Origin of the sequence: uncultured Granulicatella sp. (assembly GCF_963528315.1) — a bacterium.
Classification (GTDB): Bacteria; Bacillota; Bacilli; order Lactobacillales; family Aerococcaceae; genus Granulicatella.
The window spans coordinates 1-14,768 of sequence record NZ_CAURVV010000041.1; the positions used below are offsets into that span (position 1 = coordinate 1).

Sequence of the window (14,768 nt, forward strand, 5' to 3'; positions counted from 1 at the left end):
ACAATTAGCGAGCTAATGATTGGTGAAAGTTTAGCATGTCCCTCAAAGATAGAAAATCATCTCTGAGATATATTTCCGAAATAATAGTAAGAAATATCGCCTAAATAGCGTTAACAATTTACCAAGTTGAAAAGTAGTGAATACTTTTCAAGAATTTGGGTGGTACCGCGAAACTTTCGCCCCTGCTTTTGCAGGGGATTTTTTATTTTATAGACAAAGGAGGAAATGCAATGAAAATGAAAGAAACATTGCAAATTGGAAAAACAGAATTTCCAATGCGTGGGAATTTACCTACAAAAGAATTAGATTATCAACAAGAATGGGAAGAAGCAAACCTTTATGCGCAACGTCAGTTAAAAAATGAAGGTAAACCTTCTTTCGTATTACATGATGGCCCTCCATATGCAAATGGGGATGTTCATATGGGACATGCATTAAATAAAATTTCAAAAGACTTTATCGTTCGTAGTAAATCAATGAGCGGATTCCGTGCACCATTTGTTCCTGGTTGGGATACTCACGGTTTACCAATTGAACAAGCTTTAGCAAATGCTGAAGGTGTTGATCGTAAAAAAATGTCAGTAGCAGAATTCCGTAAATTATGTGCAGAATATGCTTGGCGTCAAATCGACAATCAAAGAACAGTGTTCAAACGTTTAGGTGTAACTGGTACATGGGATAATCCATATGTAACATTAAAACCTGAATTTGAAGCAGAACAAATTCGTGTATTTGGTAAAATGGCTGAAAACGGCTATATTTATAAAGGATTAAAACCAATTTACTGGTCTCCATCAAGTGAATCTTCATTAGCTGAAGCAGAAATCGAATATAAAGATGTAGAAAGTGCTTCTATTTATGTAGCATTCAAAGTAAAAGATGGAAAAGGCTTATTGGGTGAAGATACTTCATTTGTTATTTGGACAACAACTCCATGGACACTTCCTGCAAACTTAGGAATTTTCGTTCATCCAGATTATGTATATGCACAAGTGAAAACTTCTTCTGGTACATTCGTTGTTGCTAAAGATTTAGTAGAATCATTAACAGCTACATTATCATGGGAAAATGTAGAAATTTTACAAGAATTTCCAGGTAGCGCATTAGAATATATGACTGCTTGGCATCCATTCTATGAACGTGAATCATTAGTAATGAATGGAGATTATGTAACATTAGATGCGGGTACTGGTTTAGTACATACAGCTCCTGGACATGGGGAAGACGACTTCTATTATTCTCGTAAATATAATTTAGCAGTATTATCTCCAGTAGACAGCCAAGGTTGTTATACAGATGAAGCGCCTGGATTTGAAGGTATGTTCTATGCAGATGCGAATAAAGTGATTACAGATTTATTAGCTGAAAAAGGTGCACTATTAAACTTAAGTTACTTTGTACACAGTTATCCACATGACTGGCGTACGAAAAAACCAGTTATTTTCCGTGCGACACCTCAATGGTTTGCTTCAATTGATGCATTCCGTCAAGAAATCTTAGATGTGATTGAAAACGAGGTTAAATGGTATCACCCTTCAGGTCAAGTTCGTATTTACAACATGGTTCGTGACCGTGGAGACTGGGTAATTTCTCGTCAACGTGTATGGGGAGTTCCGTTACCTGTATTTTATGCTGAAAATGGTGAACCAATTATTACACCAGAAACAACAGAACATGTTGCTCAAATTTTCGAAAAACATGGTTCAGATGTATGGTTTGAATGGGATGCAAAAGACTTATTACCAGAAGGCTTCACTCATCCAGATTCTCCAAATGGTATCTTTACAAAAGAGTTAGATATCATGGATGTATGGTTCGACTCAGGTAGTTCTCATGCTGGAGTTTTAGGAACTCGTGAAGAATTATCATTCCCAGCGGATATGTATTTAGAAGGTAGTGACCAATATCGTGGATGGTTTAACTCAAGTTTAACAACAAGTGTAGCAGTTCATAAAAAAGCACCTTATAAAGCAGTTCTTTCTCAAGGATTCGTAATGGATGGAGAAGGGAAAAAAATGAGTAAATCACTAGGAAACGTTATTTCTCCAGCTAAAGAAATGAAGACTAAAGGGGCAGATATTATTCGTTTATGGGTAAGTTCTGTGGACTATGAGTCAGACGTTCGTATTAGTGATGAAATTTTAAATCAAGTATCAGAAGTTTACCGTAAAATCCGTAATACAATGAGATTTATGTTAGCAAATACAACTGATTTTGATCCTAAAGCTCACGCAGTAGCATTTGAAGATTTACGTACAGTGGATCAATATATGTTAGTACGATTCAATCAATTAGTAGATAATATTCGTAAAGCATATGATAACTATCAATTCTCAACAGTTTACCAAGGGGTTATTAACTTCTGTACAGTTGATTTATCACAATTCTATTTAGACTTTGCTAAAGATGTTGTGTATATTGATCAAGAAAATGGCTTTGAACGTCGTGCAATGCAAACAGTATTGTATGATATCTTAGTAAAATTAACAAAATTATTGAGTCCAATTTTAGTGCATACAACAGAAGAAGTATGGAAATACTTAAAAGAAGAGGAAGCTTATGTTCAATTAGCAGAATTCCCTGAAGTAACTCATTATGAAGGCGAAGAAGCTATTTTAGCTCGTTGGGCTGAATTCTTTAAAGTTCGTAATACAGCTCTTAAAGCATTAGAAGAAGCACGTAATGAAAAATTAATTGGTAAAAACTTTGAAGCAAAAGTTACGCTATATCCAACTCAAGAAGTGGCTGATTTATTAGACAGTTTACAAACTGATGTTGCTCAATTATTCATTGTTAGTCAATTAGAAGTTGCTCCTGTAGGAACAGCAGCTCCTGAAAATGCGGTTCAAGGTGAAGGTGTTTCAGTTGTTGTTGAACATGCACAAGGGGAAACTTGTCAACGTTGTCGTGCGGTGAAAGTAGAAGTCGGAACATTAGAAGATGCTCCAACATTATGTCATCGTTGTGCGACAATTGTCCGTGAATTTTATCCAGAAGCACTTCTTCCCGAAGAAGAATAATAATTTTTAAATGACTTCCTAGTATAGTAGCGTGCGGACGGCAGCAGCCCTGCGGTCTCATGCCTAGAGCTACTATGGTTTGTCCATCATAAAAACAGCTCTTTCCTAATTAGGAGAGAGCTGTTTTTGTTGTTGTGAAAGATATGCTGTCTTTAATTGTTCTAGTGAATGAGTAACGCAACGATAGCGATAGAGCCGAATCGATGGTTGAGTTGCTTCTTCTTCAATTGTAAAGAGAAAATAATGATCCTGATGGTCCAATGCATTTTTCCCATTCAGTTTAAAATAAGGGCGATTTGATTTTGCCATGGATAATAATACATCATCGATTAAAAAAGTTAGAGGAATCGTTAGAGAGGAATAGCGATAAAAGTCTTCTTCAAAACGACGGTACTCTTCACTAAAATAATTCATTTGTAGTTCATTGCGATAATAATCTTGTTGATTCATCCTGTTCCTCCTCTACTTGTTGAATAGAGACGATGTTCTCAATAAAAATTCTTTGATAGCCATTACTAAGTTTTAATAAACATTCCGTAGCAGTGAGGTTTTCTAATGTACCTGTATAGTGCAATAGTTGCTTGTTTTCCAGAATAGAAATATGAGCTTTTAAAGCATATAAATGTAATTGTCCTAATAATAAATATTTTTCTTCTAAATTGAGTTGCGAATGAGTAGGGATAGGAATTGCATCATCTTCTAATGCACTTGTATGTTCAGAAAGGAAAAATCCCATCCACTTTGCCATTTTTCGATCTTGATATAAGCGAGCAGAACGAAAGGGTAAATAAGAACGATCAATCATTTTAATCCCTCCAATCCTCCAGCAGAATGTCCTCCAATGAGTTTGCTACGAGCAATATTTCTCGAACTTTCTAATAGGGAAGTTCCTTTTTGAATCGATAAAAATCCAAATTCATCTCGAATGCCATCAATGGCTTGTTGTAATTTTTCTTCTTTTTCCATGAGGATGGGATCATCGAATAATGAAATGATGGAATATTTATCATCTACTAAGTCACTATAGCGTACTCCAATTTGGCGGACAGCACCGCTATGATATTTTTTGCGAAATAATTGTAAGACAGCCTTTGTTAAGATGGCTGTTTGATTACTTGGTTCAATGGCTTCTTGGCAATGAAGCGAGGATTTCATTTCATATTTTGAAAAACCAATATAAATAGAAATGAGTTTTGTTTTTTTATGTCGTCTTCTTAAGCGAATGGCTACTTGTTCCGCCATTTCTGATAAGACAACTTCTACATCTTCTTGATGAATATAATCTCGTGGTAAAATCTGCGAATTACCAATTCCTTTTGAGTGTACTTTATACGGTTGATGGATATTACTTTCGTCAACCCCATTGGCATGAAACCAAAGCTGGACTCCTATGATGCCAAATTCTTTTTGTAAATCATCTGGATTACTCTCAGCTAATTCTTTAATACTATGAATGCCTAGTTTCTGTAATCTTTTTTCTGTTCTACTGCCAATTCCCCAGAAATCGGTTAAGGAAGGAATATTCCATACCTTTGTTTCCACATCTTCATAGGACCAATTGGATCGCATTGTTTTAGTTTTTTTAGCTTCATTATCTAGAGCCAGTTTAGCGAGCAGGGGATTTGCATTGCTCATTCCAACAGTTGAGATGATTCCTGTTTTTCTCCATATTTCTTGTTGGATTTTGGAGGAAAGGATATCTAATTTTTCCTTTTTAGTGAATTGATGATGCGAGATAAAATAATTCAAGGAAGAAGTTAAATCAATAAAAGCTTCATCAATGGAATAAGGAAGAATATCTGTCGGTGCAGCAAACCTTTGAAAAATCTTTTGAATCTCCATATTTATTTCAATGTATCGATCCATTCTCGGTGGGACAATTAATGTTTTTTGTGCCCAGTTTTCTACATAACGTATAAAATTTCGATTGATAGGTAATCCTTGTCTTTTTGCCGCAGCTAGATTGAATTTTCTTGTTTGGATATGAAACGGTAAATCATAGGAGCGACTGACATTTGCTTTCCCAAAAATTTTCTTAAAAATAGGGGAAGAAGCAAGAATGAGTCCATTAGCATTATCTGCACGACTCATAACACAAAGGCAAGTTGTTAATGGATTCAATCCACGGTCTACACACTCTACACTAGCATAGAAGGATTTCATATCGATAAAGGCAATATCACTATGCGGTTCTCTTGCATAATCAATAACGGTCATTTTGCACCTCTAGGAAGCAGATACTGGCATAAAGTGATTCACAACTAGTCCAACTACTTGTGGATTGTCTTCATAAGGAATGAATTGTTCTGGGTAATTCGGATTTAAAGAAACCATTCTAAAGCCTTGTTTGTCTCGATATAATTTCTTAATATAAACTGCTTCGTTCCAAGTTAGAGCGTAGACAGCTCCATCATAGTCAAATCCATTAGCTTGAATAAGAGCGACCTCGCCATTTTGATAACTTGGACTCATTGAATCTCCCTGAATCCATGCAGCAATATCATAACCTCGTTGCTCTGTTGGAGAGTAGACAATTTCTGTTTCATATTCATCAAAAATTCCTTTTCCTAATCCGGCAGAAAGTTTTACTTCTGCTAATACTGTAATCGGATAGAGCATTTTTTGGCTTTGTTGCTGATGAAGTAATTGTTCGACATAGTGTTCTGCCTTTCTTTGATTGTTCGAATGTAGTTGTAAGTAGTTCGTTACAATAGTATATTCCGATTCAAAATAACTGGCTTCTACATTGAAAATTTCTGCTAGTGCGATTAAATTTTTTTGATTTGGAATGGTTTTTCCATTTTCCCAATGATGGTAAGCGACTCGGCTAATTTCTAATTGTTTGGCGATAAAAGATTGAGAATATCCTTGTTGCGTGCGGATTTCTTTTAGACGATTTGCTGAAAACATGATACACCTCCGTTGTTAATTTATAACTTAACAATAGTTTAGCATAGGAAATGTGGAATGGCAATATAGAAATAAGTAATGGAGTTATAAAAAAGATTGTCAGTAAGTACTGACAAAAATAGATAGTTAATATAAAGTTAAAAGTACTAGAATAAGTATAGGAGGTATGAAATATGGGAAAAAACTTTAAACTAGATATTTTACAAATTTTACAAAAAGAAAGAAATAGATTTATATCTGCAAGTGAGTTAGCATCCCTATTAAAACTTTCGGAAAGAACAATTTATCGTCATATTAAATTGTTGAATAAAGATTTAGAAGAAAAAGGAATAAAAATTACTTCTACTCCTGGATTAGGATATCAGTTAATTGGCATTTCTAAAGATTCTGAAAGGTTATTATTATCTCCAGCATCAAATGATATAAATTTAGAAGGTGATGTTCAAAATTTTATTGTTGAAAATTTATTGAATAATTGTATGGTTAGTCTTGAATCTATTTTATCTACTTTTTTTATTTCAGAATCCACTTTATATCGTATTATTTATTCTATTAATTTAACAATGGAATCGAGTAAAGCAAAAATAGGAATAAAGAAGGCGAATATTGTTTTAAAAGGAAGTAATTTAGCTAAACTTAAATTCCTTATAGGTATTTTATTATCGAGCGAATTAAATCATAGTACTATTCAATATAAAAATATAATTGAAGATTTTTATAGGAATAGAAATAATATTAAAGTTTTTTTGTTAGAAGATTATTTTTCTAAAAAATTATTAAGAGATTTTGATAGGAAAATTTTAGAGTGGGCATTGTTTATAAAAATGAGGCAAACTAAAAAAAGAACTTTAAGAGAATTGATTCAAGATAATGATATTTCTATTTTATTAAATGAATTTGAAGAGATTAATGGATTAAAAACAAAGGAAAAGTTATTTAATATTGTAGATTCTTCACTTGCTATATTTTTATCAGATAGTTTTAGAAGAGAGAATAGTTATAGTATATACGTTAATAATTTAGTTAATCATTTACAAACTTTAATAAAACAGAAATCAAATGCACTTTATGTAGAAAATAAATTATTATCTCGAATTACTGAGGAGTATCCTTTAGAATATCAAGTTTCAGGACTAATGGCTTATCAAATAGAGTTAGCATTTAATTTGCCACTTAATAAACATGATGTAGGATTTGTTACACTTTATTTAGCAACTATAAATAGAAATAATGAATTTGTCGATAGAAGTATTTCTACGGTTATTATTTCTGATAGCTTAAGTACTGGTTTTTTATGTAGAGAAAAAGTACAAAATTATTTACCAATGTTAGAAGTAATTGAAGTTTTACCTGAATGGGAAGTAGAAAATCATGATTTCAAAAAATATGATTTAATTATTAATTTAACAAGCTCAAACATATCAGAAGAAATTCCACTTATAACAATAAGTAATCCATTTGATCATGAGTTAATAAAGCAAATTGAAACAAAAGTAAGAGAGTTAAATGTCATACCATTAAATCAATTAGAATTGATTTCTCAAGATGTAGTTATTTTGTCAGGAAAGAATAAAGAGGAAATAATTGCGACATTGTTAGATGTGGAAATAAAGAATACAGCTGAAAAACAAATAATTAAACGTCAGATAATAGAAAGAGAAAAAATAACTTCTACAGAAATAGGAAATAAAGTAGCAATTCCTCATACTATAGTTAATAAATTGAATGAAACAAAAATTATAATAGGAATTCATGAAGAAGGAATTATATGGAGTAAAGAAAAAGTAAAAGTAATTATTTTGATATTATTTTCTGATAAAACAGTAGCTCAAGAACAATTAATTAGAAAAATATATAATTTTACGAGGAATACAGATAAATTGGATGAATTTATCCAAAATAAAGAATTAAGAATTTTACAAGAATACGTGAAAGGAGAACATTATGGAAGTATTAACAGATAAACAAATTATAATTGGAAATGCAAGTTCTAGAGAACAAGTATTAGAAGTATTTTCTAACAAAGCAAAAGAATTGGGATTCACAGAGAGTGATTTAGTTCCTATTTTTTTAGAAAGAGAAAAAGAATTTTCAACAGCTTTTGGCAATGGTGTTGCTATACCGCATGCTAAGAGTTCTAAGGTATTAAAAACGGGAGTTTTTGTTTATAAGAGTGTAAATGCAATAAATTGGGATGGAGAAGAGGTGAATTTAGCTATAGCTATTGTAACGTCAGAGGATAGCTCAAATGTCCATTTGCAAATTTTATCTCAATTATCTAGAAAACTTATGCATGCAGATTTTAGAGAATCATTATTGAATGCTAAAACAGAAATAGAAATATTACAAATAATGAATTTAAATTAGGGGGAATAAATATGACAAAAAAAATGGTAGCTTTATGTGCTTGTCCTATGGGATTAGCCCATACCTTTATGGCAGCAGAAGCCATAGAAATGGAAGCAAAAAATAGAGGATATGAATATAAAGTTGAAACACAAGGGTCAGATGGTGTTCAACATAAATTGACTAAGGAAGACATCAGCGAAGCAGATTTTATAATTCATGCTATAGCTGTAACACCTTTAGAAATGGAAAGATTTGATGGCTTTGAAGTCTATGAGGTTGGATTACAAGATATTATAAAAAATGTGAGTGGAATATTTGATGAAATTGAGGAAGATTTAACAGTATAAAAGGAGTGAATTACAATGGTAGTTAAGAAAAAGATTGTTAATACAAATTCTTCTGAGGGAAGTATAAAAAAAGAATCAAATAATGGAAGTTTATGGACAGAAGTTAGTAAACATTTAATGACAGGAATTTCTTACATGATTCCAGTATTAATTATGGGGGGATTAGTAGGAGCTTTTTCTCAAATTATTCCTTATGTATACTTAGGTTTGAGTCCTGATGTAAGTATTTTAGATGCAATTAATAGTGGTAATTTCACAGGTATTAATTTTAGTCTATTGAAACTAGCTCAATTAATGCAATCATTTGGATTTACTTTATTTGGCTTTGCTATTCCATTATTTGCTGCCTTTACTGCTTTTTCTATTGGTGGTAAAACTGCATTTGCTACAGGATTTATTGGAGGATATATTGCAGTTAAACCAATTGCAACATTATTGTTAGTAGATGGTAAATGGAAAGAAGTAGCACCAGTACCTTCTGGATTTTTAGGAGCAATTATTATTGCATTTACAATCGGCTATTTTGTTAAATTCTTAAATGAGAAAATTCAATTATCTAAGAATTGGTTAGCATTTAAAACTACATTTTTAATTCCAATGATTTCCGCAATTGTTACAATGATTCTCATGGTATATGTCATTACACCATTTGGAGGATTAGTAAACGAATGGATTAAAGCTGTTTTGGAATCAGCAGGTAAGTCAGGACAATATATGTATGCATTTATTTTGTCAGCAACAACAGCATTTGATTTGGGAGGACCAGTTAATAAGGCTGCTGGCTTCGTTGCTTTAGGATTTACAACTGATAAAATTTTACCAGTTACAGCAAGAAATATAGCAATTGTAACTCCAAGTATTGGATTAGGATTGTCTACATTGTTAGATAAAATTTTAGTTCGTCGTAGAGTTTATGATAAACAATTTTATGAAGCTGGAAAAACATCAATATTTTTAGCATTCATGGGAATTTCTGAAGGAGCTATTCCATTTGCATTAGAAAGACCAATGTTTACAATTCCTTTATATGTTGTTGGATCAATTATTGGTGCAATGACAGGTGTAACATTAGGAGCGGTACAATGGTTCCCAGAATCTGCTATTTGGGCATGGCCGTTAATTACAAATATTTTCCCATATATTTTAGGAATTGCAGTAGGTTCACTATTTATTGCAATCGTAAATATTTACTATCGTAATTATTTAATAAAAAATGGAAAATTAGATGTTTTATAATTTAAGGTGAGAAAGAATGGAACAAATAAATATAAACATTATTCCTCATACTCATTGGGATAAAGAATGGTATTTTACCTCATCACGTTCTTTAATCTATTCATTAAAAGATTTTGATGAAATTATTGAGGTGTTAGAAACAAATTCTGATTTTAAATGTTTTCATTTAGATGGACAGTTGTCAATTATAGAGGAATATTTAGAGTTACATCCTTATAAATTGAATCAATTAATTAACTTAGTTCAAAATGGAAAATTAATTATAGGACCTTGGTATACGCAACCAGATACATTAGTAATTTCTGGAGAAAATCTTTTGAAAAATTTAGAACTGGGAATTGATTATGCGAAGAAATTTGGAAAATATCAATCAATTGGTTATTTACCAGATTCTTTTGGAATGTCATCTCAAATGCCTCAAATTTATAAGAATTTTAATCTATTATTTGCTTTTTTTAGAAGAGGAATTGCAAAACATTTAGTGGATAATAGAGAATTTCTATGGAAATCACCAGATGGTAGCAAAATATTTACACATAATCTTCATCATTATGGGAATATGGCATATCCTCCTAATGAAACATCAGAAATTTGTGAGTATTTTAAAAATATGGTTACACTTTTACAAACTTCTTCTAATTCAAATACAGTATTATTATTCAATGGGGAAGATCAAAAGCCTATTAGAAAAAATCTACCTAAGTTAATTGAAATAGGGAACAAAAATACACCTTTTAAAATTCAAATGTTAGATTTAGAAACAGCATTAAAAGAATTAGAAAAAGAATATAACAATAAAAATTTATTATTGCCTGTATATGAAGGGGAATTTACATTCGGACAATTTAGTAGAACTCATAAAAGTATTTATTCTACTAGAGTAGATTTGAAACAATTAAATAATAAATTAGAAAATTACTTATCTAATATAGTTGAACCAATGTCTGTATTGGCAACTCATTTTGATTTGCCTAATGAACAAGTTTTATTAGATAAGATATGGAAATTAATGTTATTGAATTCTGCACATGATTCTATAGGAGCATGTAATTCTGATCAGACTAATGAGGAAATAAAATACAGATATTTAAAAGCTAATTCATTGGCTAAAGAATTAGTAGAATATCAAATGAGAGAATTGGGGATAAGAGTTAAACAAAAAAATATAACTCAATTTCAAGTGTATAATTTATTACCCTATGTAAGAAGTGGTGAAATAGAGATAGATTTAATATCTCCGTTTAAAGAATTTAAAATAAAATATGCTGAAAATATAGATGTTCATTTTGAATTATTAGATATAGAGAATGTAACAGAAACATATTTAAAAAAATCATTAAAAGAACTTGGTGTAAATAATGATGAAAATAGCAAATGGCAATATGAGGTGAAAAACTTATATAAATGTAAGGTGAAACTTATTGCAGAAAATATTCCAGCAATGGGATATCAAACATTATATTTACAAAAAAGTGATTATTTATTAGAGCCAAATATATTTGAAGAAAAAAATAATATTGAGAATAAAAGATATAAAATTGAATTTGATAATAATCAACTATGTTTAATAGATAAAGAGAATAAAAAAACATTTTCTAATATTCTTACTATAATCGATGATGGTGATGAAGGAGATAGTTATGATTATTCTGAGCCTAAAGCAAATTCTATAGTAGAAGCAAAATTTAATAAAATAACTGTAGAAGAAACTGCTTTATCTCAAAAAATGATTTTGGAAGGATATTTACTATTGCCAAAAGGTTTGTCTGATAGAGTTACACAAAATGATTGTATACAACAACCTGTAACATTGAGTTTAAAATTGAATAAAATTGTAACTGAGGACGGAATATTTGTTCAAGTAAAAACTATTAACAAGGTAGATGAGCATAGATTAAGAATATTAATTAATACAGAGGAAAAAAATGATTTTTCATATGCAGATATACAATTTGGTACTATAAAACGTTCGACTTATTTACCTGAGGTTGAAGTATGGAAAAAAGAAAAATGGGATGAAAAACCACGGACAATTGAACCTTTACAATCTTTTGTGGCGAATGGATTTAAATCAGGGAATATTCAAATAGTAACTGAATGTGTTAGAGAGTATCAATTTGTTGGAGAAGGATATTCATCTATCGCTATGACACTTTATCGTTCAGTACCTTATTTAGGAAAATCTGATTTACAAGATAGACCCGGTAGAGAATCTGGAACAAAAGTAAGAACAGAAGGTACTAGACATATCAATGAAGAAATTGTGTCTGACTATGTAGTAAGAATTTTAACAAAAAGTGATGATGAACATTCATGTTCTAAGTTCGCAAAAGAGATTCTAACTCCATTTATAGGTTATCAATCAGCACCATATAAAAATAATACTGATGAATTTGTAATATCTGTAAATGAGAATCGTAATTTGGAGTTAAATTATAGCTTACTAGAATTTAACTCTCCATTAGTAGTTTCTATTATTAAGAATGCTAGAAATAGCAAAAATATATTATTAAGAGTGTTTAATCCAAAATTGAATGAATCAGTATTTTTGGATACAAAAGTAGATATTCAAAGCAAAAAATTAATGTTTGAATCAATTGTTAATGCTTTAGAGAAATCGAAAAATATAAATTCAATTTTTGAAATTAAACAATGTCAATTTAAAACAATCTCTTTAAAAAATGAATAGTTTATCAAAAATAAAATTAGATAGTTCTAAAATCCTGTTAGTGAAAAACTAGCAGGATTTTTTGATAGGTAAATAATTGTTCATTGCCTATATTAATAGCGAATAAAATTGAAAAATGATAAGATACAAGAGAAGAACAGGGAGGAATGATATGAGAAATAAAGTTCGTTTTAAAGAAAAATTATTTCTAGGTACAACACTGTCGTTTGAGTTTGATGGAAGTACGATTGGAAAAGAAGCTACTCCTGATCAATGGGTGCATGGGAAATGTTCGATTGAAAATGCTTTTGTATCTTTAAAAGTTAATGGAGAATTTCTCCGTGTAAGAGAAGTGGATCAGTGGATTGAATCTTTAAGAAGAATGAAAGAAAATGAAGGAACAGAGCCTTGGCATTTATCATTTGAAGAAGAGGATATTGCTTTATATTTTTCTCCTAAAGAATATGAATCAGATGTCTGCTTATTAGGAATTCGACTACGTCCTTTTATCAAAGGTGGAAGATATTTAACAGAATATTATGAGATTAGTTTATTTGAAGAAGAAATTTTTAAAGTATTAGACTTCTTAGAATCTTGCCGTGAATTCAGTGTTGCCTCAAAAGAAAAAGTTGAGCCGACTCATCAAGAGGGAGAATATAAATATTGCCGTGTAAGCTTTGAAGGAAGTAGAAAACAATATGTGTATTTATGCCATAAAAATCTAGAAGTAGAAGTGGGCGATTATGTAACAGTTCCGGTTGGAGAATATTTCCAAGAAGTGGAAGCTTTCGTTGAAAAAGTTTTTTATGGAGATGAAGAGGCAGCTGATTTTCCAATAGAAGAATTAAAATATATCACAAATGTTGTTTCTTCCCAACAAGAAGCTGTGAGCGAGTATCAGTTATCCATTCCAAGAGAACAGATTATTTATAATTCTAGAGAAAATGAATTAAGAGAAAAAACGATTTTTGGAAGTAAAAATAAAACAGTTAATCCTGTGCATATTTTAAAAACAACGATTGGGGAATTTTGGCTGGAAGCAGATGGAGAAGTCATTCCAATGCATTACGAATTTACGAAATTAAGAGTATGGAAAGAAAATTTAGTCAATGGTTCGTATCGTTTAAGACCAGCTCAATTAGAGGCGTTAGCAGGTAAAACGGTTGTATTAAAAACTTCGATGGATTTCGAGGAAATGCGCTATATTAAATCTTATGAGGGAATTGATTTATTAGGAGCACAGTGGCAGTGGAATCAGCTAGCAGTTGGAATGTGGGCTGAAAAGGTAGATCCAGAACACTATGAGATTGAAGTGGATTCGAATGGTGTCGTTTACTATCCACCAGAATCGAAGAAGGCTTCATTTGGAGTAGCGTGGACAACTTATGTGGACGATGAAGATGCTACGATTTGGATGAATATAGAGTAAATAGGTGAAGAGATGACGGAAAAATTATTTGTAGATAGAGAGATTAGATGTTTGCATTGTAGACGACATTTTGGGATACGTGAATATCAAAAAATCGAATTACCAAGACAACAGGAATTGATTCCTTATCTTTTGGATGCGTCTATTTTTGAATTTGAATGTCCTTATTGTCGAGAAGAATATACTGTGTTAAAAGATCAAGAGGAACTTGTAATCGATAATCAGGAAAAGAAATATCGTATTTATTATAGTGACAATGAATATGATAATGGTGTTAAACTCATGCAAGTGTCACATGGATTAGGAATTACATCAGAAGAAGAAAAAGATTTTGTTCTTGAAGTTCGTTCATTAGATGAAGAGGGTTACCGTATTCGTTTTGAACCGAACTATGGTTCAGCAGTGGAAAAGATGGTCATTTTTGAAGCGGGTTTAAATGATGTAGCTGTCGAATTGCTGAAATCATATATGGAGCTTGAGTATGATTTTGATAAAGAATTTGATCATTTAGTATTTATAGATGATCAAGACAGAGCTTTTGTTGGTGTACAAGATGGTCGTCCTGTATTTGCAGTAGAATTTGATGAAGAGGAATATGAGGCGATTTTAGAAGCTTTTGCTGAAGAGTGTGAATGTATACAGTATGAAGTTGATACTTATGAAATTAAGAAAATTATAAAAAAGCGTCTCGAAGAACTGGAAGAAGATGAAAACTAGGCTTCGATGAGGTTGCAAAAGGACGGCAAGAAAATCGGGCTCATCGACAAATTCTGTTGGTGGATCAAATTTAACACCAAATTAAGTCTTTA

General features: G+C 31.3%; 11 protein-coding genes and 1 pseudogene. 8 read left to right on the top strand and 4 right to left on the bottom strand.

Annotation, left to right across the window (positions count from 1 at the left end; translation table 11 throughout):
- Nucleotides 1-230: 230 nt before the first annotated feature.
- Complete coding sequence (gene ileS, locus RYK07_RS07400; protein ID WP_314853203.1) at nucleotides 231-3,020, top strand: isoleucine--tRNA ligase; 2,790 nt, start codon at nucleotides 231-233, stop codon at nucleotides 3,018-3,020.
- Between the two features lie 105 nt (nucleotides 3,021-3,125).
- On the opposite strand, the gene RYK07_RS07405 is transcribed toward ileS, so the two are convergent.
- Genes RYK07_RS07405 through RYK07_RS07420 form a run of 4 tightly spaced genes read right to left on the bottom strand, consistent with a single transcriptional unit; the run spans nucleotide 3,126 to nucleotide 5,930 of the window.
- Complete coding sequence (locus RYK07_RS07405; RefSeq protein ID WP_314853205.1) at nucleotides 3,126-3,470, bottom strand: DUF5960 family protein; 345 nt, start codon at nucleotides 3,468-3,470, stop codon at nucleotides 3,126-3,128.
- Nucleotides 3,442-3,825, bottom strand: coding sequence for a hypothetical protein (locus RYK07_RS07410; RefSeq protein WP_314853206.1), 384 nt, complete (start codon nucleotides 3,823-3,825; stop codon nucleotides 3,442-3,444). The genes RYK07_RS07405 and RYK07_RS07410 overlap by 29 nt, the downstream gene beginning before the upstream one ends.
- Complete coding sequence (locus tag RYK07_RS07415) at nucleotides 3,822-5,237, bottom strand: Y-family DNA polymerase (RefSeq protein WP_314853207.1); 1,416 nt, start codon at nucleotides 5,235-5,237, stop codon at nucleotides 3,822-3,824. Before RYK07_RS07415 ends, RYK07_RS07410 begins: the two co-directional genes overlap by 4 nt.
- Before the next feature lie 9 nt (nucleotides 5,238-5,246).
- Complete coding sequence (locus RYK07_RS07420) at nucleotides 5,247-5,930, bottom strand: XRE family transcriptional regulator (protein WP_314853209.1); 684 nt, start codon at nucleotides 5,928-5,930, stop codon at nucleotides 5,247-5,249.
- 173 nt (nucleotides 5,931-6,103) lie between these two features.
- Between RYK07_RS07420 and RYK07_RS07425 the strand changes: the two genes are divergently transcribed.
- The 7 genes and pseudogenes from RYK07_RS07425 to RYK07_RS07455 all read left to right on the top strand — a co-directional run bounded on the left by RYK07_RS07425 (nucleotide 6,104) and on the right by RYK07_RS07455 (nucleotide 14,676).
- On the top strand, nucleotides 6,104-7,894 hold the full coding sequence (locus tag RYK07_RS07425; protein WP_314853210.1) for a PTS sugar transporter subunit IIA: 1,791 nt from the start codon (nucleotides 6,104-6,106) through the stop codon (nucleotides 7,892-7,894).
- A complete protein-coding gene (locus tag RYK07_RS07430; protein ID WP_314853211.1) occupies nucleotides 7,875-8,297 on the top strand; it encodes a PTS sugar transporter subunit IIA in 423 nt (140 codons plus the stop codon). Before RYK07_RS07425 ends, RYK07_RS07430 begins: the two co-directional genes overlap by 20 nt.
- 11 nt (nucleotides 8,298-8,308) lie before the next feature.
- The gene (locus tag RYK07_RS07435) at nucleotides 8,309-8,626 is read left to right on the top strand and encodes a fructose PTS transporter subunit IIB (RefSeq protein ID WP_314853212.1); all 318 of its coding nucleotides are present in this window, start codon (nucleotides 8,309-8,311) and stop codon (nucleotides 8,624-8,626) included.
- Between the two features lie 15 nt (nucleotides 8,627-8,641).
- Nucleotides 8,642-9,862 carry a PTS fructose transporter subunit IIC gene (locus tag RYK07_RS07440; protein WP_314853213.1) on the top strand — a complete coding sequence of 407 codons (1,221 nt, stop codon included), beginning with the start codon at nucleotides 8,642-8,644 and terminating at the stop codon, nucleotides 9,860-9,862.
- Nucleotides 9,863-9,878: 16 nt separating this feature from the next.
- Nucleotides 9,879-12,017 (top strand): annotated as a pseudogene (locus tag RYK07_RS07445) (glycoside hydrolase family 38 C-terminal domain-containing protein); the annotation flags it as partial.
- A 685-nt stretch (nucleotides 12,018-12,702) separates the two neighbouring features.
- On the top strand, nucleotides 12,703-13,959 hold the full coding sequence (locus RYK07_RS07450) for a hypothetical protein (RefSeq protein WP_314853215.1): 1,257 nt from the start codon (nucleotides 12,703-12,705) through the stop codon (nucleotides 13,957-13,959).
- Between the two features lie 12 nt (nucleotides 13,960-13,971).
- Nucleotides 13,972-14,676 (top strand): CpXC domain-containing protein, encoded by a 705-nt coding sequence (locus RYK07_RS07455; protein WP_314853216.1) that lies wholly within the window; start codon nucleotides 13,972-13,974, stop codon nucleotides 14,674-14,676.
- Nucleotides 14,677-14,768: the final 92 nt, after the last annotated feature.

Bases quoted from the DNA above. Each gene is read 5' to 3' on its own strand.
- ileS (WP_314853203.1), top strand. From the start codon at position 231: ATGAAAATGAAAGAAACATTGCAAATTGGAAAAACAGAATTTCCAATG.
- RYK07_RS07405 (WP_314853205.1), bottom strand. From the start codon at position 3,470: ATGAATCAACAAGATTATTATCGCAATGAACTACAAATGAATTATTTT.
- RYK07_RS07410 (WP_314853206.1), bottom strand. From the start codon at position 3,825: ATGATTGATCGTTCTTATTTACCCTTTCGTTCTGCTCGCTTATATCAA.
- RYK07_RS07415 (WP_314853207.1), bottom strand. From the start codon at position 5,237: ATGACCGTTATTGATTATGCAAGAGAACCGCATAGTGATATTGCCTTT.
- RYK07_RS07420 (WP_314853209.1), bottom strand. From the start codon at position 5,930: ATGTTTTCAGCAAATCGTCTAAAAGAAATCCGCACGCAACAAGGATAT.
- RYK07_RS07425 (WP_314853210.1), top strand. From the start codon at position 6,104: ATGGGAAAAAACTTTAAACTAGATATTTTACAAATTTTACAAAAAGAA.
- RYK07_RS07430 (WP_314853211.1), top strand. From the start codon at position 7,875: ATGGAAGTATTAACAGATAAACAAATTATAATTGGAAATGCAAGTTCT.
- RYK07_RS07435 (WP_314853212.1), top strand. From the start codon at position 8,309: ATGACAAAAAAAATGGTAGCTTTATGTGCTTGTCCTATGGGATTAGCC.
- RYK07_RS07440 (WP_314853213.1), top strand. From the start codon at position 8,642: ATGGTAGTTAAGAAAAAGATTGTTAATACAAATTCTTCTGAGGGAAGT.
- RYK07_RS07450 (WP_314853215.1), top strand. From the start codon at position 12,703: ATGAGAAATAAAGTTCGTTTTAAAGAAAAATTATTTCTAGGTACAACA.
- RYK07_RS07455 (WP_314853216.1), top strand. From the start codon at position 13,972: ATGACGGAAAAATTATTTGTAGATAGAGAGATTAGATGTTTGCATTGT.